At 41.2% G+C, this 19,109-nt stretch carries 19 protein-coding genes; 15 read left to right on the top strand and 4 right to left on the bottom strand.

Annotation, left to right across the window (positions count from 1 at the left end; all coding sequences use genetic code 11):
- Nucleotides 1-41: 41 nt before the first annotated feature.
- The gene (locus EJP82_RS15375; RefSeq protein WP_127192948.1) at nucleotides 42-1,823 is read right to left on the bottom strand and encodes an ABC transporter ATP-binding protein; all 1,782 of its coding nucleotides are present in this window, start codon (nucleotides 1,821-1,823) and stop codon (nucleotides 42-44) included.
- Nucleotides 1,816-3,585, bottom strand: coding sequence for an ABC transporter ATP-binding protein (locus EJP82_RS15370; protein ID WP_127192947.1), 1,770 nt, complete (start codon nucleotides 3,583-3,585; stop codon nucleotides 1,816-1,818). The genes EJP82_RS15375 and EJP82_RS15370 overlap by 8 nt, the downstream gene beginning before the upstream one ends.
- A gap of 316 nt (nucleotides 3,586-3,901) precedes the next feature.
- Here EJP82_RS15370 and EJP82_RS15365 point away from each other — a divergent pair, with 316 nt between their 5' ends.
- The 9 genes from EJP82_RS15365 (at nucleotide 3,902) to EJP82_RS15325 (ending at nucleotide 11,981) form a co-directional block, all read left to right on the top strand.
- Nucleotides 3,902-4,714: a hypothetical protein gene (locus tag EJP82_RS15365; protein WP_246054171.1), complete on the top strand. Its 813-nt coding sequence runs from the start codon at nucleotides 3,902-3,904 to the stop codon at nucleotides 4,712-4,714.
- Between the two features lie 105 nt (nucleotides 4,715-4,819).
- Nucleotides 4,820-5,209, top strand: coding sequence for an iron chaperone (locus tag EJP82_RS15360; protein ID WP_127192946.1), 390 nt, complete (start codon nucleotides 4,820-4,822; stop codon nucleotides 5,207-5,209).
- 35 nt (nucleotides 5,210-5,244) lie between these two features.
- Nucleotides 5,245-5,844, top strand: coding sequence for a GNAT family N-acetyltransferase (locus EJP82_RS15355; protein ID WP_127192945.1), 600 nt, complete (start codon nucleotides 5,245-5,247; stop codon nucleotides 5,842-5,844).
- Between the two features lie 366 nt (nucleotides 5,845-6,210).
- On the top strand, nucleotides 6,211-7,425 hold the full coding sequence (locus EJP82_RS15350; RefSeq protein WP_246054181.1) for a GGDEF domain-containing protein: 1,215 nt from the start codon (nucleotides 6,211-6,213) through the stop codon (nucleotides 7,423-7,425).
- A gap of 171 nt (nucleotides 7,426-7,596) precedes the next feature.
- Nucleotides 7,597-8,265, top strand: coding sequence for a TetR/AcrR family transcriptional regulator (locus EJP82_RS15345; protein WP_127192943.1), 669 nt, complete (start codon nucleotides 7,597-7,599; stop codon nucleotides 8,263-8,265).
- Nucleotides 8,262-9,488, top strand: coding sequence for an Acg family FMN-binding oxidoreductase (locus EJP82_RS15340; protein WP_127192942.1), 1,227 nt, complete (start codon nucleotides 8,262-8,264; stop codon nucleotides 9,486-9,488). The genes EJP82_RS15345 and EJP82_RS15340 overlap by 4 nt, the downstream gene beginning before the upstream one ends.
- A 58-nt stretch (nucleotides 9,489-9,546) precedes the next feature.
- Nucleotides 9,547-10,143 (top strand): TetR/AcrR family transcriptional regulator, encoded by a 597-nt coding sequence (locus EJP82_RS15335; protein WP_246054168.1) that lies wholly within the window; start codon nucleotides 9,547-9,549, stop codon nucleotides 10,141-10,143.
- Nucleotides 10,144-10,152: 9 nt separating this feature from the next.
- On the top strand, nucleotides 10,153-11,226 hold the full coding sequence (locus EJP82_RS15330; RefSeq protein WP_127192941.1) for an alpha/beta fold hydrolase: 1,074 nt from the start codon (nucleotides 10,153-10,155) through the stop codon (nucleotides 11,224-11,226).
- Between the two features lie 101 nt (nucleotides 11,227-11,327).
- Entirely contained in the window at nucleotides 11,328-11,981 is a 654-nt protein-coding gene (locus EJP82_RS15325; RefSeq protein ID WP_127192940.1) for a M48 family metallopeptidase, read from the top strand.
- Between the two features lie 42 nt (nucleotides 11,982-12,023).
- On the opposite strand, the gene EJP82_RS15320 is transcribed toward EJP82_RS15325, so the two are convergent.
- A complete protein-coding gene (locus EJP82_RS15320; protein WP_127192939.1) occupies nucleotides 12,024-13,373 on the bottom strand; it encodes an aminotransferase-like domain-containing protein in 1,350 nt (449 codons plus the stop codon).
- Between the two features lie 143 nt (nucleotides 13,374-13,516).
- Here EJP82_RS15320 and EJP82_RS15315 point away from each other — a divergent pair, with 143 nt between their 5' ends.
- From EJP82_RS15315 to EJP82_RS15295, 5 genes are all read left to right on the top strand, one after another.
- Nucleotides 13,517-14,449 carry a DMT family transporter gene (locus EJP82_RS15315; protein WP_127192938.1) on the top strand — a complete coding sequence of 311 codons (933 nt, stop codon included), beginning with the start codon at nucleotides 13,517-13,519 and terminating at the stop codon, nucleotides 14,447-14,449.
- Nucleotides 14,446-15,297, top strand: a complete 852-nt coding sequence (locus EJP82_RS15310) for an NAD-dependent epimerase/dehydratase family protein (protein WP_127192937.1) — start codon at nucleotides 14,446-14,448, stop codon at nucleotides 15,295-15,297. Before EJP82_RS15315 ends, EJP82_RS15310 begins: the two co-directional genes overlap by 4 nt.
- Before the next feature lie 123 nt (nucleotides 15,298-15,420).
- Nucleotides 15,421-15,945: a hypothetical protein gene (locus EJP82_RS15305; protein ID WP_127192936.1), complete on the top strand. Its 525-nt coding sequence runs from the start codon at nucleotides 15,421-15,423 to the stop codon at nucleotides 15,943-15,945.
- A gap of 65 nt (nucleotides 15,946-16,010) precedes the next feature.
- Nucleotides 16,011-16,889 carry an SDR family oxidoreductase gene (locus EJP82_RS15300; RefSeq protein ID WP_127192935.1) on the top strand — a complete coding sequence of 293 codons (879 nt, stop codon included), beginning with the start codon at nucleotides 16,011-16,013 and terminating at the stop codon, nucleotides 16,887-16,889.
- Nucleotides 16,890-16,982: 93 nt separating this feature from the next.
- On the top strand, nucleotides 16,983-17,213 hold the full coding sequence (locus EJP82_RS15295; RefSeq protein ID WP_127192934.1) for a hypothetical protein: 231 nt from the start codon (nucleotides 16,983-16,985) through the stop codon (nucleotides 17,211-17,213).
- Nucleotides 17,214-17,314: 101 nt separating this feature from the next.
- Here the strand turns inward: EJP82_RS15295 and EJP82_RS15290 are convergent, their stop codons facing one another.
- Nucleotides 17,315-17,929, bottom strand: a complete 615-nt coding sequence (locus EJP82_RS15290) for a TetR/AcrR family transcriptional regulator (RefSeq protein WP_127192933.1) — start codon at nucleotides 17,927-17,929, stop codon at nucleotides 17,315-17,317.
- Nucleotides 17,930-18,150: 221 nt separating this feature from the next.
- Between EJP82_RS15290 and EJP82_RS15285 the strand changes: the two genes are divergently transcribed.
- Nucleotides 18,151-19,014, top strand: a complete 864-nt coding sequence (locus EJP82_RS15285; protein ID WP_246054166.1) for a hypothetical protein — start codon at nucleotides 18,151-18,153, stop codon at nucleotides 19,012-19,014.
- Nucleotides 19,015-19,109 lie beyond the last annotated feature (95 nt).

The following is a 19,109-nucleotide window of genomic DNA, read 5'->3' as shown; positions in this document are numbered from 1 at the left end:
CGTATTTTCAACTTAAAGGTGTTTCTTTATTGTCTACTATATTAAGCTTCTATCTCCATCTTCTGTGCCGAGTATAACCTGTAATATAGGCCACCAAGAGCCATTAGCTCGTCGTGTGATCCGCATTCCGCGATGCCTTTATCGGACACATACATGATGCGATCACAGTTTTTGACGGTGGATAGACGGTGCGCGATGATGAATGAGGTCCGTCCTTTAAGTAGTTCGTTCAGGCCCTGCTGAAGTAGCCGCTCGGTCTTGGCATCAATCGACGAAGTGGCTTCATCCAGGATGAGAATGCGCGGGTCGGCCAAGAGTGTCCGTGCGAACGAGATAAGCTGACGTTGTCCCTGTGACAGCTTCGAGCCGCGTTCGTTGACCTCTGTTTGGTAGCCCTGTTCAAATTCACGGATGAAGTCGTCGGCGCATACGGTCTTCGCGGCGGCGATAATTTCCTCTTCCGTGGCATCAAGCCGACCGTAACGAATATTTTCGAGAATCGTACCTGAGAAAATAAAGCTATCCTGGAGCATGATGCCCATTTGGCTACGCAAGGATTTAAGTGTCACCTGCGAGATGTCGTGGCCATCGATCGATATTATACCATCGGTCACATTGTAAAAGCGCGAGATCAGGTTCACAATTGTTGTTTTCCCTGCGCCTGTTGGACCTACCAGGGCGATACTTTCTCCCGCCTTAATGTCGATGGAAAGGTTCTCGAGAATGTTGTTACCTGGGTCATAAGCAAAGGTAACCTCATCAAAGGACACATTGCCCTGGATAGGAGGTAGTTCCTTCGCATCAGGCACATCACTAACAGTTACCGGTTCGTCAAGCGTTTCGAAAATACGTTCAAGGTAAGCTACGGCGTTAATAAAGCTGTTGTACAGATTCGAAAGGTTCAGAATCGGCTGCCAGAAACGAAATGCGTAGGCTCCCATCGCAAGAATGACACCAAAAGTCACATCTTTTGGGTTAAGGGCCAGTAGTCCTACCAGATAAATCGATGCAGAGACAATGGTAGCCAAGTTGTCAACGCTAAACGGGATTAAGGCGTTATACCGCAAGGCACGCATCCATTCTGTACGGTAATTGCTAGATAGGCGAGTAAAGATGCCTTCATTACGTTGTTCTCGGGAGAAGATTTGCGTCACACGGATGCCGCTAATACTCTCTTGTAGATATGCGTTCATATTGGAGCTCTTGTTGGATACCGCTTGCCATGCCCGCCGTTGCCGGGTTTTGATCATCAGCATGATGGCGAGGAAGACGGGGAGTCCCGCGAGAATAACAAGCGAGAGCCGAACATCTACGGCAAACATAAAAGCAGCAATAAAAATCAGATTCACGATTTCAAGAATGAAGTTGATAATACCGTTGGATAACACATCTGATACCGAGTTGACATAGTTAACGACCCTAATCAGAATTTTGCCCTGTGGACGATCATCATAATATTTGAACGGAAGTTCCTGTAAATGCTTGAACAGATCCGTACGGATATCAAAAATAATGTCCTGACCAACGCTCGTCATGATACGTGAGCGGATCGTTGCCAGATAGACACTAACTACAATCGTCACCAGCATCAGTCCCGACCATCCTACTAGGGGGAGTGCCGCCTTCGCCGGGATCGTCACGTCGACAACATGTTGCATGATGAGTGGTGCTGACAACGCAATGGCTGCCGATAGTGCGCTTAGCACAAACGCAACAATCATCGGTTTTTTCTGACTCTTGATGTAGACTAACGCGCGCCGAAAGTGCTTAATATCAAATGGCGACTCCAGATCTTCATCGATGTCAAATTTATTTCTAGCCATGATCGGTCACCTGCCTTCCAATGCCCTCGTTCTGTAGCTTAAACACTTCGTAATAATAACCCCGCTTTGCTAGTAACTCAGCGTGAGTTCCCTCCTCGATGAGACGTCCTTCTTCGAGAATGAGGATACGGTCAGCCTCCGCAGTAGTGGACACGCGCTGAGCGATGATGATCTTGGTACAAGGATAGTCAAGTTCACGTAGACTTTTCTGAATGTGCTCCTCGGTTTCCAGATCGACGGCGGAGGTGGTGTCGTCCAGAATCAGGATCGGACAGTGCACCGCCAAGGCGCGAGCAAGCGCGATACGCTGCTTCTGCCCACCAGACAGGCCAACACCACGTTCCCCTACAATCGTGTCATATCCTTCAGGCATTTTCGTGATAAAGTCGTGCGCAGCAGCGAGCCGGGCATATTCTTTCGTTTCCTCTTCAGGAATTTCAGGGTTACCAAAGGAGATGTTTCCATCGATTGTATCTGAGAACAACAGAACATCCTGAGTTGCAATGCCAATGTTACCACGGAGCTCATCGAGTTCCAGCTTACGTACGTCGGTGCCATCGACCAGCACGCGTCCGTGAGACACATCATAGAAACGTGGAATCAGGTTAACAAGCGTTGTTTTGCCTGCACCTGTTGAGCCCATAATGGCGACGGTTTCACCCGGTTCCACTGTAAAGCTGACATCGTGCAGAACCGTAATTCCGTCGTATTTGAAGCTGATATTCTCAAACTCAATGCGGCCCTTATAACGGCGTTTGTCTACAGGATTATGCTCGTTGACGATACTTGGACGCGCGTAGTAAATTTCAACAATCTTGGTTAAGCTGGCGAAAAAGCGCTGAATATCGTTGATAATAATGCCGATGTTGCGCATGGGGTTGGAAATGGCCCAGATCAACGAAGAGAAGGCAGCGAATTCACCAAAGGTGATCCGGCCGTTCATGACAAACAGACCACCTACCAGCATTAAGATTACATTGAAGGCTTGCGCAAGGGTCTCTAGGTAAGGAAAGTAATCGAGCCATACGAGTGCGGCTGTCTTGTTAGCTTTGGAATAACTGATATTCTTATCCGTGAACTTCTCGACCTCGTACTCTTCGCGTGCGAAAGCCTTAACAACCCGGTTACCCGCGATGTTCTCCTGCGTTGTGGTGTTTAGCTGCGATAGTCGCTCACGCAGGTCGGTATACATAGGGCGAACCCGCTTCGCAAAGATATAAGCCACGATAAAAATCGGGGGTGCCAAAATCAGCAGCCACAAAGTCAACTGCGCATCGATGGTGAAGAAATAGATGACAGCGGCGATGAAGATCGCAAGTGATTCGATAATCGTCTTGATGATCCAAGCCATGGAGTGCCGCACCATATCCAGATCACCTGTCATCTTGGTCATCAGGTCACCGGTACGGTTATGGTCGTAATAATGCATATCCTGCCCCTGAATCTTGTTGAACAGATAAATGCGGACGCGATAGAGCATGTTCTGGGAGGAACGCTCGTACTGCATCGTTGTGAAGTAGGCTAACCCTGTACGAAGTAGGGAAAAGCCAATCATGGCTAAGCAGAGCGTAATGAGCAGCCCACGCTCTTGTGTTAAATTTTGCACCGCGTTGTCGTTGGCTATGAACGTATCGACAATGCGTTGACCTATGTACGGATTCACGATCATGAGCGCGGAGCCCACCACCGAGAGACAAAGAGCCAGAATATACCTCGTTCTGTCACCCTGCAGGTTTTGCCATAGCCATTTTAGTTCGAACATCTGATCACCTGATTTCTGTTTGTTAGTACACTCTTGTTGAAAAAAACTTTGCTATATATTCAACAAATTAAAGTGATTATACCACTTAAATTGGAGGTGTGAACCCATGTCGTACCTATTTTTTATAACAATAAGTTATCAAGACTATAACAGAAAATTCTGCACATCAAGAGCTAGAATAATAGAGAATTTCCTATAGAACATCTCCTATCATAATTCCAATATTTATGTCATAGTGTAGAGTGTAAAAAAGGCTGTTTTTAGGGAAAACAGAACGTTAATAGATAATATTAATATTAAAGGCTGGGTTAATTTCATGGATCATATTCAACATGCAATCGAAGAGTCTATACGATTTCTTGAATCTACTACGGATTTAGCTATGGAAAATTGCGAAGACAGTCGCAGAAAGTGGAACGGCGCCTGGTGGCATATGGCTGCTCTCTATGAGATGGGGGAAGTGAAGCAAATTCCGGGGTCCGCTATTGCCAAAGCAAAAATGATACTCGAAACTCAAACATGGCCGGTATTTATCATATCCGCCGACGATCATCCAACAAGTGAAACTGATAAAATAAAGATGGATTGTTGTCATTGTGAGCTTGCGGTATTCTATATGATATTGATGGCCTATGGCTGTGATTTGGACAAAGAGTTGCCGTGGATTCGCGAATGGTTCCTACAACATCAGCTGTCGGATGGAGGACTAAACTGCGATCCGGATGCCTATACTCATTCTAATAAGAGCTCTATCGTTTCAACATTACCTCCGCTTGAGGCTATTCTGTATTATACGAACCGTGCATTTACTGTGCAGGAAGCCGATTTCTTGGATCAAGGCGCACGTTATTTAATTGAGCATCGTCTAGTATGTTCCAAACAAAGCGGCAACATCATCGATACGGAATGGTTGAAGCCGTGCTTTCCGAGATTTTTTGAATATGATATATTGCGGGGCATGTCCTTCTTAGTAGAATGGTCCCGGCGTAGGAACAAACCGCTACCCACCGAATTACTAAATGAAGGAATACAACAGTTAAGTAGTTTTATTGATCCAGCAGGATTGCGAATTGGCAGGAAAGTATTGATCCACAAGGTCCATGGGGTGGACACACCTTTGAACTGCTAGAAACAGTTGCCGGAATCGGCGACGTTTCGCCATATCTAACGAGACAATTGGTTAGTGTTATTGAGCAAATGGAATCATAATAGAAGATAACGAGGGGAGAAAATCATGGAAGATAGCCAAATTACCTGTGAGTCGATTGATGAGTACATTCGAAAGTTTTCACCTGAGGTTCAAATCATACTTGAGTCATTAAGAAAAGTGATTAAAGAGTCAGCACCTGGTGCAGAGGAAAAGATGAGTTATCAAATGCCTACTTTTGCGTTGCATGGAAATTTGGTGCATTTCGCTGCTTACAAGAATCATATTGGATTTTATCCAACCCCTAGTGGAATTGATGCTTTTAGAGAAGAACTAGCGGAATATAAGGGAGCAAAAGGGTCAGTGCAGTTTCCGTTAGAAAAGCCACTACCTTATGAATTAATAAGTAAAATCGTTAAATTCAGAGTGGACGAGAATATTAAACTTGCTGAGGAAAAAAAGAAAAAGAAGAAATAAGTGAGGATAAGCGTCCTGATTTAAGGAGAGCAAAAATGATAATTAGAGATTATGTGGAACAGGATGAAACAGGTTGGGTAAGATGTAGAGTTATTTCGTTTTTGGATTGCTCTTATTTTGACGATATTAGAAGAGAGAAAGAGACTTATGAAAAATCGTCTATTTGTCTCGTTGCTGAAGAAAATGGAACAATCGTTGGATTCATTGATGTGGAATATGAGGAATCTATAGGTGACGTCTGTTATTTAAAGGGTGGTATAGGCGCTACAATATGGCATTTAGGAGTTCTTCCAGAGTATAGACATTTGGGAGTTGCAACAAAGTTGCTTGAATCTATTAAAGAGAGACTGCTGCAAATCGGAATAAATCGTATTGAGGTGTGGACTCAAGATGATGAGCTTTCTAATAGATGGTACATAAAGCAAGGGTTTGTGATGAAAGAAGCCTACTTAAACGCCTATATCAAAGGTTTAAAAGAAGATGATGTGATTAAAAAGTATCTTAATCTTGATAGTGTAGGGGACATCTACGGGATAAGAAATATCAATTTCGAAGCACCTATCGAAAGAAAAAGTGAATTACTTCCACTGTGTTATAGATTGCATGAAGTACGGGTTTATGAACTTACAATATAATGAATGTATAAATAATCCTAAAAGATAATCGGCTCTAAACAGTAATCAGTGCTTGTTAATTGAAGAAGTATATGTAGATCATAGTGGAGAGGACGGAATTGTCCTGAAGAAGCGGAGCGGTCGTAAGGATAATCCGTCCGCGGAGCGGTTATTGATCTGCGGTATACTTTTTTTTAAGCACTGATGTTGGTGTTGAACCAGATAGTCCCCTTCTTAAGATGGGGGCTATTTTTGTTGAATTAAATTCAAGAATACGTAGATTTTATGTGAACCCCAACATAAAGTATAAGCTAGTGACTCGTTATAGCCGATAATATTAATGGACAGATGACAAACGCACGAAGGGGATTATGCAACTTGAAGACGATGATTAAAACTGCCTTATTGATCTTATTACCCTTTGTTCTAATAGTTATAGCTTATATATTTTTTACAAAGACTACTACCATGTCAAAGCCACAATTAGATATAATAGAACTTTCTCCTTATGCCATATTTCTCATAGGCGGCGCCATCGCTTGGAAGTTTAATCGTAGTAGAGAGTTATTCATCCTCTTTATTCTTACTTTAAGTTTAGCTTCAATTACATATTTGCCGGAGACTATGGGTAAATCAGTGCAAGTGGCCGATATCTATTCGATCATTTGTTTGTTGATTCCTATAAACATTGCGATATTTTCCTTTTTTAAAGAACGGGGTATCTTAAGTTTATGGGGGATTATTCGGATAGGCTTTATTCTATCTCAGGTCCTACTCTCCTATTGGCTTATCAAACCAGGACAAAGAGAGTTCCTGAGCCTGATAAATAAAGACATAGTGCCAGTGAATCTACATACCGTAACTTTCATATCTCAGGTATCAATCTTAGCCTTTATAGCTGCTCTAATCATCCTTATCGTTAGGCAATTTTCATATAGATCATCGCAGGATATTTCCTTTATAGGTGTATTATTTGCCCTGTTTTTTGTGTTACATCATAATGATAACCCCATACTGTATCCTATATTTTTCGGGATTTCTGGGATTATTCTTATCACCTCAATCATTCAAGATTCGTATTCCATGGCCTTTTCCGATGAACTCACAGGTCTACCATCCCGACGGGCCCTTAAGCAAGATATGATGAAATTGGGCATGAACTATGTTATTGCGATGCTGGACATTGATCATTTCAAGAAATTTAATGATACCCATGGTCATGATACGGGGGATGAGGTGTTAAAGTTAGTCGCTTCTACTATAAAGGATGTTACGGGTGGAGGGAAATCCTTCCGCTATGGTGGTGAGGAGTTCACGATTCTGTTCCCAGGCAAAAGTATAAATGATGTACTTCCTCATCTGGAAGAACTAAGAGATAAAATATCAAAGCGGGCTTTCACATTACGGGGAAAAGGTAGATCAAAAAAGAACACAAAGAGTAGATCCAAAAGTTCAAAATCTTCAAAACAACTATACATAACCGTAAGTATCGGGGTCTCCCAAAAAAGTGAAAAGTATAAAAATCCAGATGCCGTCATGAAAGCGGCGGATACCGCCTTATATCGTGCGAAGAAAAAAGGCAGAAATTGTGTGAGTAAATAATTCGAATAAATAATTCGGAATATATGACAGGTCCACCTTGAGTGAAGGAGGATCTGTTTTTTTATCTGCCTTCACAAAGGAATATATTGACAAAATATGGGGCGTAACATACATTAAAGTAAACTGTGAGTTTACTTTGTAACACTATAATGAATCTGAGGGGTGTAACGATTGGGAATCCATGATCGCAAGGAGAAGGAAAAGGAAATCCGCAGGAACGATATCATAGATGCAGCAGAAAGAATCTTTTTCACAAAGGGATATGATCATGCCACGATGGATGATGTAGCCAAAGAGGCGGAGTTCAGTAAGAGAACAGTGTATGTCTACTTCAATAGTAAAGAGCAGATCTATTTTGAAATTATGACAAGGGGATATAAGTTGTTAATCGCTATGCTGAAGACTGACGCACCAAAGGAAAATGCAAATCATGCGATTGCGGAACTAGAACAGATGTCTTTGACGCTTTATCGGTTCAGCATGGAACATCCAGAATATTTCAGTGCCATTATGGAGTATGAAAATGGTGAACTCGACTTTCAAAAGGGGGTTCCCGTTCAATCACAAGAAGATTGTTATGCACTTGGAGAAGAACTATTGGGGCATCTGACCGGAGCGCTGGAAAAGGGGATTGCGGAAGGGACTATCCGTGGAGAATTGGATGTTGTACAAACTGCTCTAGTATTATGGGCGTGCATGATCGGTGTATTCAATATCGCAAAGAAAAAAGAAAAATATATTAAAAATTATCACCGGACGGAACCGGAAGAATTGTTATCAGCAGCTTTTCAACTTATCACCAGGTCAATTCAAACTGAAAGTGGAGGTAGTCTTAGATGAGTAAGAAGAAGGGGAAGAAAACAATGACTATTATTATTTCGAGTATAGGTCTCTTATTAATCATTGCTGTTGCATCCTTATTCATCATAAGTGGGGTTTTCCGGTCGCCCAAATATCTGGAACCCTGGGAAACAACGTACTCGCAAAAATTTGAAGATCCAAGAATTCGCCTTATAGCTCACGGTCTGTTAGCTGCAAACGGACATAATATGCAACCGTGGAAGATAAGGCTGGACAGAGATAATCCACTTGCATTTTACTTATACGCTGACAGCGACCGTTTAACTAACGAGGTAGACCCATTTGCACGGCAGATGATGGTTACGCAAGGTACCTTTTTGGAATATGTCAAAATCGCCGGGGATGAATTAGGTTATAAATCTACAGTGGAGCTATTTCCACAAGGTGACTATGACGAACAACAGCTGCTAGAGAGCATGAATACCACACCCGTTGCAAAAATCACGCTGACGAAAGACAATCCTCTGAGTAGTCCCCTTTATGACCCTATATTTTTGCCAGATACAAACCGAGTGGCTTATCAATCGACCAAGTTAACCTCTGAACAGATAGATCAACTGATCAACCTCACCACGGACATGAATATGGCGATAAAGATTTTTCAGGACAAAGAAAACGTAGATAAACTGGGCAGTTATGCAATGAACGCGGCAACCATTGAAGCAGGCGTGACTCGTGTGATGAAGGAATCGGAAATCATCTTTCGCGCTAACGAATACCAGAAGAATAAATTTCGGTATGGCTTTTCTTTCGAAGGGCAGGGGACATCAGGGCTTATGCGGCATCTTATGCAGGGCTTGGTTACGCTCTTTCCATCGATGAACAGTGGGCAAGCTGCAGCGGATATGTTTATTAAGTCGGCCCAGACATCGGTGGATAATACACCCGCCTATGCCATGATTATTACGAAGGATAATAGCCGTTCTAGTCAGATCCAAAGCGGCATGCTGTATAGTAAATTGACACTGACAGCTCACCGTTTAGGATTTGTTGTGCAACCACTAAGTCAGGCTCTGGAGGAATACCCTGAGATGAAAGAACCTTACAACAGTATTCATCTTGATTATGCTTCAGATGGAGGTACCATTCAGGTGCTCGTTCGTTTGGGCAAACCAACTAAAGAAGTGCCACAAAGCATGCGACGTGATGTGATGGATTTGATCGAGTGTGACCCAATCACCATTGACATAATGGGAGAATAAACCTATTATTTTTATAATGACTGATTTTATTAAAAGTAGTCATTATAAAAGGAGTGATATGATGCCCAAAGTTGTAAGTGAGAACGAGAAAGAAATGATAAGAGAGGCCATGTACATAAATGGAGTCGAGCTAATTAAGCAAAAGGGTGTTAAACGGGTTACTGTTGAAGATATCGCAAGGGCTGTAAATATAGCGAAAGGTTCCTTTTATGCTTATTACAATTCAAAAGAAGAACTTCTCTATGCCGTTATCAAAAAGAGTGAGAAAAAACTGTTTGATAGAGTAATAGCCGTTCAGCTTGATAAGGGAAATGCCAAAGAAGGACTCGTAAGAGTACTAAAGGAAATTTATTTGGCACCGGATAGTCTCGCATTGTATGTAAAGCCATCGGATATGGAATATTTGTTCCGCAAGCTCCCAAGTGCTGTTGAAGAATGGGAACAAGCGAAGGCAAATGATTATTTTAGCCAGACACTAGCCGCCTTTAGAATTCGTGAATCCCATTGTGATTTCAAAGTGCTTGCCTATTTGATGGATAGTCTGCAATTTATTGCTTCACAGGATAACTACAATGGTGGAGAAAGCAAAGAACAAGCCCTAAATATTATGGTTGATTCAATTGCTGGTTATTTGTCACAAGGGATAGAGGGCTGAGGAGATTATATGAAAATTTTATTAAGCATTTTGGCGGTGTTTGTTCTTATCATGGTTTGTTTATGTTCTACACTGTGCATTTTGAAGAAGAAACGCGCGAAAGAAATAAAAATTACTTCAGCAAATGGAGTAGACTATGGAGAATTTGTTGCCATTGGGGGGATCCAGCAATATCTGCATCATCGAGGGGAGGATATTCAAAACCCAGTGCTATTGTTCTTGCATGGTGGCCCAGGATCTCCTATGTTACCGTTTGCTCAGGAATTTCAGGTACCGTGGGAGAATAAAGTGACTGTTGTACACTGGGAGCAGAGAAACTGCGGTAAAACCTATTATAAAAATAATCCAAAACAAGTCAACCCAACAACAACGATGGATCAAGTAATCCAAGATACATATGAGATAGTTGAATACTTAAAAGCTAAATACAACAAAGAAAAAATTATCATTATGGGACACTCGTGGGGTTCTGTAATGGGAAGCTTGTTCACGCTGAAATATCCACATTTGGTGTTAAGGTACATTGGCGTCGGACAGGTCGTTAATATGTTCAGAAATGAAAATGTTAGTTATGAAAGAGCTCTAGAGTACATAAAAGGATCAGGAAATCAGAGGGATTATCAGGCGCTTACTGCACTAAGCCCATATCCGGGTACCATTTACAATGATGAAATGAAAAAGAAGATGGCAAAGTTTCGCAAGCTGCAAGTTAAGTATAAGCTAGCTGCTGGTCCTACAGCAGAGTTGGTGTGGAACGTATTTTGCTCCCCATTTTATACGTTAAGAGATACAAGGTATTTACTAAGCTCTGGTGTAGTTGAAACGGGCCAGTCTGCTATTTTGAATTACCTCATTCAAACATTCGATCTAGCGGCAATCAGTACAAAATATGAAACACCTGTTTTTTATATCCATGGCGAGGATGACTGGCAGACACCTTATCGACTAGCCCAAGATTATTTTTCTACGGTCGAAGCACCCATCAAGCAATTTTATTCTATTCCAAATGCAGGCCACATCACGATGCTTGACCAAAAGGAAAGGTTTAATGAGGCTCTTTTTGAGATTATAGATGTGATGTGAGTGCTACGTCCCTTTTAAGATAACAAATAAATACCTGCTAAGTCTGAACGAAATCATGATAGAATGGGGGTTCAGTAAAACATGTAGAAGCGATGGTGTTTATGAAAATTGAATTTGAAAATAACATAATAGAGGTAAATATCCAGTACGGGAAAAGAAAGAAGATTGCATTGCAGGTAGATTCGTTTGGTATCATATCCGTTAAAGCTCCTAAAGGCACAAGTGAAGAGATCATTATAAATGCTGTACAGCAGCATGGGAAATTGATACTAGAGAAGTTGCAAACGATTGAGAAGGCTAGGAAGGTTCCTCAGCCAAGAGAGTATGAGGACGAAGGCCAATTCCTACACCTTGGAAAAGAGTATTCTCTTCATGAGCTAATAGATATTGGGGACTTGAATGAGGAAGAACTTAAAATAAAACTCAAGAAGTTCTATTTCTCTAGCTGCAAGAAGATCATAAATGAACGAATTACTCAATATCAAACAGACCTTAGAGTAAAACCCAAATCCATTGATATCGTAGAGTCTAGAACCAAGTGGGGAAGTTGCAGCTCGGATAAGAAACTAACCTTTAATTATCGACTAGCCATGGCACCAATTGAAGTTATTGATTATGTGATCATCCATGAACTTTGTCATTTGCATCATATGAATCATGATCGATCATTTTGGAGACGTGTCGGCAGTATTATGCCAGATTATAAAGAGAAAGAAGAATATTTAGCAAGACATGGGCGTGATATGACTTTCTAAATATAGCAAAGAGAGGGGATGACCCTCTCTTTTTTGTTGTGATCAACTCAAACGACGCGTTTTCTTGATTTCTGCGAAAAGTGTGCGAATTCCTTCCTCGATTTGATCCTCGACCACTTTTGTTATACTTAACTTCAGCATGGACTGTTGCTGGTCAAATAAAGGCAGATAGGAGTGCTCTATCTCTTTTAAAATAACTCCCTTTTTACTTAATCTGTTAATCAATGAAGGGACGTATAATTGTTCTGGTAACACAATATGAGTATGGACTCCTGAACTAATCTGGGCGTGATGGATATCATCGGTATCATTGAAAGTGTCGAGCGCATGATTTAATTTTTGCATTCGGTTGTAATAGGTCGTCTTTATTTTTTGCTTACGACGTTCGAACATTCCGCTCTGAATATAGATTTCCAAAGCGGCTTGCGAGAGCATGGAGCTATCAATATCGGACAAGCGCTTATGCATACTGAAGGTGTCTAGGAGAGCCGGAGGTAGGACTGCTACACCTAACCTGAGGCCAGGAAATAAAATTTTCGCATAACTTTTTAGATATATGACATGTGATGAACCATAGGCAAAGATGGGATCGGATTTGGTGTCGGTCTCCATGTCAGCTAAATAATCGTCTTCAACGACATATACGTCATAGCGCTTGGCTAACTCGCCAATCGCTTTTTTGGTTTTCTCAGAATAAGACGTTCCGAGGGGATTGTGAAAACGGGGAATCGTATAGAACATTTTGATATTCCCCGTGCGGAATAGATGCTCCAACTCATTTAGATCAATACCGCTTTCTGACCGAGTAATCCCTTTAGCCGGGATACCATAACAACCTAGCAATTGGATCATCAAATGATAACTCGGTTGCTCTAGAAGTACGGTGCGTTTGCCATTTGGAAATGGCATCGTAGTTAGAATCGCAAGTGCCTGCTGCACACCCGAAGTAATCATAATATGCTCTGGTGAAGTGAATACTTGGTGGTTAGTGAGATGCTTACTCAGTACATTAAGAAGCGAAGGAAGCCCTTGTGGCGTTCCGTAGGTAAACAAATGACTTCTATACATATCGATGGCTTTGTTAAGGCAATGCTGGAAATCTAAATAAGGGAATAGGTTGGGGTCAGGAGCTGCAGATGAAAAGTCAATGACAGAGTGACCAGCAGAAGGCTCCAATTCAACCTTCTTCAGCACTACATAATATCCACTTTGTGGGATGGAATAGACGAGATGGCGTTTCTCTAGCTCGGAATAGGCACGAATGATTGTGCTTTTGCTGCAGGAGTAATGTTCGGCCAATTGGCGGATGGACGGAAGCCTCTGACCTCCGCGGATCTCTCCATCATCAATTCTTCGCTCGATATCGTTCATTATTTTCGCATATTCCTTCATAGCGCTTCACTCCTGATAATAAATTGTATCGGTACAGTTTGTGTATATTTAGATTGTTTGGTCAGTGCTTAAACCTTATGCTTGAGTTCATCAAGCTGGCCAGCTTTGACAAACTCTAAGTTATTAGAAAGGTGGGAATAGAGATGAAGGGACCCAAAAAGGTCTATCTGTTGGCTCTATTATACGCACTTATTATTGGTTTCTCCTTCTTGTTTACGAAAATAGCCCTGAATTTCGCAGATCCCATCGACACCGTTGCTTATCGATTTACTATCTCGTTTGTAGCGTTAGGTATTCCTGTACTAGCAGGATGGATTAAGTTAGATATGAAAGGTCGCAATTGGCTACGCTTGTTGCCGCTCGGATTGGTATATCCTACAGCGTTTTTCGGGGTTCAAGCTTTTGGTCTTACGCATGCAACTTCCTCTATCGGAGGAATAATTTCAGCTTCATCGCCGGTATTCACTCTAATCCTTGCTGCACTCTTTCTAAAAGAGAGAACCACTTGGATTCAGAAACTGTCTGTGTTGTGTTCGGTCGGTGGGGTGATCTACATTATTGTGATGGGCGGAGCTTCGGCACAGGGTACGAGTGCTTTAGGAATATTTTTGCTCCTCTTGTCAGCATTTTTACTTTCATTATATGGTGTAGTTGCCAGGTATCTAAGAGATGGATTTACCGCACTTCAAATGAGCTATGTGATGATGCTCTTCGGATGTGTCAGCTTCAATGCATTATCGATTACTAAACATGTGATATCTGGGACTATGTACGAATTCATTGAACCTTTAAGCCATCCTCAGTTTATCATTTCCATTGCGTATATTGGGTTATTGTCTTCGTTAGTTTCTTCATTGTTATCCAATTACGTGTTATCTAAGCTTGAGGCCACCAGTATGAGTATGTTTGTGAATCTGGGCAACCTTATTTCCATATTGGCAGGAGTTATCTTTATGAACGAGCAGCTTAGGTTTTATCATATCATTGGTGCAGCATTAATTATTGCCGGTGTAATTGGGGTTAATTATCGGGTACGTAAAGTAACTGAGATTGAAATGGAGGCCAAAACGGGATGAAAATCGTAGTCGCAGGAGCAAGCGGCATCGTTGGAAGAGAACTAGTAACTATGTTAGTCCAAGCCGGACATGAAGTCACTGGCTTGATTCGAAACCCGGATTATATTCCTGTGATTAAGAATATGGGGGGCTTCCCAGTAACGGTAGATATATTTGACCGTGAAGCAGTATTTGAAATTATAAGGGGAATTCAACCGGAAGTTATTATTCATCAACTGACGGCCCTAAGTGCTCGTAACTTTGTAGATAATGCAAATATTCGGAAAGAAGGGACGCGTAATCTCGTAGATGCGGCGTTAGCTGTTGGTGTTCGTAAGATAATTGCGCAGAGCATCTCATGGGCTTATTCTCCCGGAGGGGAACCAGCTAAAGAAGATGAGCCACTTGATATAGAGGCCCCTATGCCTAGAAGAACAACAGTCGAAGGGATTCAAGCTTTGGAGAGCAAGGTGACCGAAATGCCGGAGCATGTCATTTTACGTTATGGACTATTTTATGGGCCTGATACTTGGTATGCAACAAACGGTTTTGTTGCTGAGCAGGTACGGCAAGGTGAACTAGCTGCGAGTGAAGGAATTAGTTCCTTCGTGCATGTGAACGATGCGGCCCGTGCAGCACATCTTGCATTAGATTGGCCCTCTGGTACATTCAATATCGTGGATAATGAACCTGCACCCGGAACGGAGTGGCTGCCGGTCTATGCGGATGCGATAAGCGCACCAGCACCTGTGTTTCAGAGTGAAAGCGGTAGGGGTGAACGGGGGGCATCCAATAGTAAAGCATTAAAATATGGTTGGCAGCCTCAGTTTACTTCTTGGCGCGATGGATTCAAAGTTGGGCTAATGTAACAAATTGAATATAATCACCTAAAAATTGGAACATAGATATGGATCAGTTATACTTATTAAAAGAAGCTGAAACACTTCGAAATGGCAAAAATGGTAGTTACAAAGGTGAAGGGGAGAAAACAAATGAAGAATCTTGTACTATCATCTTTACTCGTTGTATTCATTACTCTTTTGTCTGGGTGCAATAATAAATTAGAAGAACCACCGGAAATAGTGATTACTACCGGCGATACGGAAATAGAATATGTGGTTGGACTTAACCAATGGAATGGCGCTAAATATGACAGGGAGGGTACCTTTCAGACTATCATGAGGGAGAAATCGGCTTCAGAACTTCCTTATATCAAAAAAAATGCAGAATTCCATATTGAGTTTAAAGGTGCTGCTCCAGATTCAATTGAATTGCTAGATTATGTGTTGGATGCAAGTGGTGACATTAAATATACGGAAAAAGAAATAAAAGTAATTCCATTTGAATTGGAAAATAAAAAAGGATCTTTTGTTCTGGATACAAATTTAGCCACAGGATTAAGTTCTAACAGTGCAGATTATGAGCCAGGTGCTTCAATCAGAGGTTTTCAATTGAACTGTACCTGGGGAGAAAATGAAAGTGAATATGCATTTATCATTAGAAGTGATGCTATGTAGCTTAAGACATCCCTTTGAACCGGTATCTATCTATGTGTGACACTAGGGCATCATAGGAGGTAAGTATGCTTATAGAAAAGAGCAGTTTTAAAAGAGATCATTTAAAAAATGTCACTGTCCTTTTAACTGGTGGAGGTGGTGGTATTGGTTACGAAGCGGCAAGAGCACTTACTTGGCTGGGGGCAAATGTCGTTATTGCTGAGATCGATACAACGACAGGGATGCAAGCACAGACAGTGATTAACAAAGAACTGAACACTGACAAGGTGTGGTTCTATCCTATTGATATCTGCAATGTACAAGAACTCGATATAATGAAGCTATCAATCAACAATCGATTTGGTGCTGTTGACGTGATTTTTAATAATGCAACAGTTACACCATTTGGAGCCATTGAGTCTGTGAGTATTCAAGACTGGGATCAGAGCTATTTCGTAAATGTTAGAGCTCCAGTGTTATTAATCCAGAAGTTTTTACCGGATATGCTCAAACGCAACGCAGGTGTGATTGTTTTTGTACCCTCTTCAGGTGCTGCGCCGTATATGGGAGTGTATGAAGTGTTCAAGACAGCACAAGTTGAATTATGCAATACTTTAGCCGGGGAAATGGAAGACACTAATATTATTACATACGCAATTGGACCAGGCCTTGTAAAAACGAAAACAGCTCAAAAGGGCATTGAAACGATTGCTCGGCTTATGAATATGTCAACTGAAGAGTTTTATAGAGACAATGAAGGGCAGATTCTTGATGCAGAGGCAGCCGGCACGGGTTTTGCAATTTCTGTTGCACTGGCTAAACAATATAACGGTCAGGAGATTGGCTCTATACAGGCGCTGATGGATGGTGGAGTCTATACTCAACATACAATAGATCGTTCAACATTAATGCTAAATGAAGAGCAAAGGGAAGAATACAAACTCAGATTAGGAAAAATAGTTTAAACCTATACCGAGCAATACAAAGGATGGTTTAAACGCAATATTTTCGAGCGTCAATGGGTTCTGAGAGATTTCAAAAAAACAACGGGGATGTCCGTGGATGAAATGAAAAGTGTGTTGCTGCAACTATCCATGGCAATAGAAAAAGAAGATTATTCTACTATATATAACTACAAAGATCAGCTTTATAAACTGAAGATTTATTATGAACGACAGCATAAATTGTTGCAGGGATATGAAAAGGATCCACAGAAACTACAGGAGAACTCTGGTTTCATTATTTCTTGGATCGAAGATTTGGATAAAATATTGTCGTTGTCTTTATAATTAAAATCAGTTGTTCGAGGTTCACCAATTAAAAATGAACCGCAAAAAAAGACGAACCTCCTATAGTAGGGGGTTGTCTTTTTTGCGCTGTTTCCATGCTATTAGGTAAGTGGTTTCAAGTCCTGACTATTTAAGTAATCCAAAAATTTTGGTATTCCGTCTTTTAATAAGTAGTGATAAACCTCAGATATATCCTCAGGAGATGAAACATTTGAACCCAATACCATTTGGAGTGCTACACCATCTATAGCGCCGATTAATAATGAAGCAAAGGCACGACTGTAACGATTTTCTTCCTTTTGGTATAAGAATTTAATAAGGTCCTCAGTTCTAGTAATCCATTCCTCATATTTCTCTTTGAACTTTAATCTAAGCTCTTCATTTCCAATGATGGCTTCTTGTGCAAGATAGAACTGTAATCTATTATCTGAAGGTTTTTCAAACCTTTTTAAGATATTATCCCTTATCTCTGCTATCACAGCTTCATGATTCTCTTGTGAATTTTTGGATTTCTCAGCGATCCGAGTAGATTCACTTAAACTATTATCCATTACATCATAAAGTACTTCTTCTTTATTTTTATAATGATGATATATGGCTCCCGTACTGAGTCCTGCCTCTTGTGCAATACCTCGCATAGTAGCACCTGTAATTCCATGTGCAATGATTACCCTTTGGGCGGCCTGCAATATCTTTTCTTTGCCATCACTATTCATCAAAACTACCACCATCCTGCAATTTTTCCTGTTTGTATTGTCTTCGTTGGAACTTTCAATAATAGTACCATATTAATACAGACACAACCAATAGAATGAAGGGTATAAAAGGGATTTATCGGATTGACATTGTGGTATAATCTGGATACAATGTAACCAAACCGAACGTTCGTTATGTACCTAAAAATTTACATCTACTTATATCTCTAGGAGGGCGTAAAATGCAAATTCCGTTATGGCAATACATGGTATCCATGGTTGTTTATATTGGTTTGCTTATGTTGATTGTTGGTTATATGCGCGAGCATGTGAAATTCGCCAACGTATTCTGGATTGGTTCACTTGTCACTTTTCCAATGTGGATTATGGGTGGAGTTGTTGGGTGGTTTAGATGGTCCAAAATACTCAGTGTCATTTTTCCAACTATCTTTGTGGGTTTTTCACGCCTAGCAAATGCCGATAGTTTAGCGGGTAAATTTAAGGGTAAGTTCTGGGATTCGCTCCGCAAGGAGTGGGTGCTGTGGATCTTATATGGAGTGCTTTTCCTTAATATTGCAGAAGCGACGATCAAAGATTTCACATTGGGAAATATTTTTAATGCTGCATGTGGATTTCTGCTTTGTGTAACCATTCCTTTTCCACTAAAGCGTAACTTTTGGAAACTTGCGGGTAAAAATGGCGAGCTATTAGTATATACAACCATTGCATGGAACTTTCTATACACGACTTGGAATGCGTGTTTCGTATATGGCGAATCCCCCGTATATTTTGCAAGTTCAGTATGTATTCTATTAGCCGCAGAGCTATATCCTGTACTTAAGGGAAGACCTGAACTATACGTTATTGCCCGAGTTTATACTTTAGCAACTCACTTAATTATTAGAGCATGCTTCCCTAATTTATTCCCTGCCCTTATGGATTCATCTTCCTGGTACAACGCAGGGGTGCTTAAGTATTGGGGTATAATAAACTTCGTCCTGATTGTACCTTATGTATTTTGGCATATGTATCAGCTCCATACGGGGAAGGCCAATATCAGCTTCCGTAGGGGGAAGGTAGATAACACAGCAATAGAAGCTGCGTAAGAGCATTTGTATTTATGTTAGCTAATGACATAATGATTTAATTAAATAAGGCCTCCCTGGATGACGGAATTGATCCGTTGTCTCGGAGAGGCCTT

The organism is Paenibacillus anaericanus, from assembly GCF_003994475.1.
Lineage (GTDB): Bacteria > Bacillota > Bacilli > Paenibacillales > Paenibacillaceae > Fontibacillus > Fontibacillus anaericanus.
This window is presented reverse-complemented; position numbering and strand designations above follow the sequence as displayed.

Excerpts from the sequence above, each read along its gene's own strand:
- EJP82_RS15375 (WP_127192948.1), bottom strand. The coding sequence starts at position 1,823 with ATGGCTAGAAATAAATTTGACATCGATGAAGATCTGGAGTCGCCATTT.
- EJP82_RS15370 (WP_127192947.1), bottom strand. The coding sequence starts at position 3,585 with ATGTTCGAACTAAAATGGCTATGGCAAAACCTGCAGGGTGACAGAACG.
- EJP82_RS15365 (WP_246054171.1), top strand. The coding sequence starts at position 3,902 with ATGGATCATATTCAACATGCAATCGAAGAGTCTATACGATTTCTTGAA.
- EJP82_RS15360 (WP_127192946.1), top strand. The coding sequence starts at position 4,820 with ATGGAAGATAGCCAAATTACCTGTGAGTCGATTGATGAGTACATTCGA.
- EJP82_RS15355 (WP_127192945.1), top strand. The coding sequence starts at position 5,245 with ATGATAATTAGAGATTATGTGGAACAGGATGAAACAGGTTGGGTAAGA.
- EJP82_RS15350 (WP_246054181.1), top strand. The coding sequence starts at position 6,211 with ATGATTAAAACTGCCTTATTGATCTTATTACCCTTTGTTCTAATAGTT.
- EJP82_RS15340 (WP_127192942.1), top strand. The coding sequence starts at position 8,262 with ATGAGTAAGAAGAAGGGGAAGAAAACAATGACTATTATTATTTCGAGT.
- EJP82_RS15335 (WP_246054168.1), top strand. The coding sequence starts at position 9,547 with ATGATGCCCAAAGTTGTAAGTGAGAACGAGAAAGAAATGATAAGAGAG.
- EJP82_RS15330 (WP_127192941.1), top strand. The coding sequence starts at position 10,153 with ATGAAAATTTTATTAAGCATTTTGGCGGTGTTTGTTCTTATCATGGTT.
- EJP82_RS15325 (WP_127192940.1), top strand. The coding sequence starts at position 11,328 with ATGAAAATTGAATTTGAAAATAACATAATAGAGGTAAATATCCAGTAC.
- EJP82_RS15320 (WP_127192939.1), bottom strand. The coding sequence starts at position 13,373 with ATGAAGGAATATGCGAAAATAATGAACGATATCGAGCGAAGAATTGAT.
- EJP82_RS15315 (WP_127192938.1), top strand. The coding sequence starts at position 13,517 with ATGAAGGGACCCAAAAAGGTCTATCTGTTGGCTCTATTATACGCACTT.
- EJP82_RS15310 (WP_127192937.1), top strand. The coding sequence starts at position 14,446 with ATGAAAATCGTAGTCGCAGGAGCAAGCGGCATCGTTGGAAGAGAACTA.
- EJP82_RS15305 (WP_127192936.1), top strand. The coding sequence starts at position 15,421 with ATGAAGAATCTTGTACTATCATCTTTACTCGTTGTATTCATTACTCTT.
- EJP82_RS15300 (WP_127192935.1), top strand. The coding sequence starts at position 16,011 with ATGCTTATAGAAAAGAGCAGTTTTAAAAGAGATCATTTAAAAAATGTC.
- EJP82_RS15290 (WP_127192933.1), bottom strand. The coding sequence starts at position 17,929 with ATGAATAGTGATGGCAAAGAAAAGATATTGCAGGCCGCCCAAAGGGTA.
- EJP82_RS15285 (WP_246054166.1), top strand. The coding sequence starts at position 18,151 with ATGCAAATTCCGTTATGGCAATACATGGTATCCATGGTTGTTTATATT.